2 protein-coding genes are annotated in these 686 nt (G+C 77.8%); both read right to left on the bottom strand.

Features of this window, described 5'->3' with window-relative positions:
• The coding region (locus B7767_RS36405; RefSeq protein ID WP_143652830.1) for an ATP-binding cassette domain-containing protein at nucleotides 1–300 on the bottom strand (300 nt) is incomplete at its 3' end.
• Nucleotides 297–686 (bottom strand): ABC transporter permease subunit (locus tag B7767_RS36400; RefSeq protein WP_143652829.1); only part of this gene is annotated, 390 nt, incomplete at its 5' end. The genes B7767_RS36405 and B7767_RS36400, both read right to left, overlap by 4 nt.

Genomic DNA, 686 nt, shown 5'->3' with positions numbered 1-686 from the left:
GCACCGGGCGCGCCGCCACCGCCGGGCCGTCCGGCCGGGCGACACGGCCACACCGCGCCAGCGCACGGTGCCCGCCGCGCGGTGCAGTCCGTCCGGGAGGACGTCGAGCAGGGCGCGCAGCAGCGTGGATTTACCGGCACCGGACGCGCCGGTGACGGCCAGCACCTGCCCCGGGCCGACGCGGACGTCGACCGGTGGCAGGACGGTGGTTCCGTCGAGGGCACGACGAACGGTCAGGCCCTCGGCCGCCAGCAGCGGGGCGTCGATGGCAACGAGCCCCTCGTGGGCGCGGACCGTCATGCCGCCTCCCCCTGAACACGGGCGGCCGTCCGGGCCGCTGCGGCGAACACCCAGGCGCAGCCGGCCAGGGGGATCGCCGGCGCCAGCAGCGCCCAGGGGTTGAGTGCGGCGCCAGGCAGGTTCTCGCTGAGCATCAGGGCCCAGTCGGGGTCCGGGGGCTGGGGTCCCAGACCGAGTACGGCGAGGGCCGCGGCGATCTGCAGTGCCGTGACGAGCCGGAGCCCGGCGTCGGCGGCGACCAGACGGCGCAGGGCGGGCAGCACCTCGTGGAGCAGCACGGCGGGCGTACGCTCGCCGCGCTCGACGGCGGCGTGCACGTGCCCGCTGTCGCGCAGCTGCGCGCACTGCGTGGCGACGACCCGCGCGGTCAGCGGCGCTCCCGCGAG

The sequence above is a fragment of the Streptomyces sp. 13-12-16 genome, from assembly GCF_002114215.1.
Classification (GTDB): Bacteria; Actinomycetota; Actinomycetes; order Streptomycetales; family Streptomycetaceae; genus Streptomyces.
The sequence above is the reverse complement of the archived record's forward strand: the minus strand, read 5'-3'. Positions and strand labels throughout refer to the sequence as shown.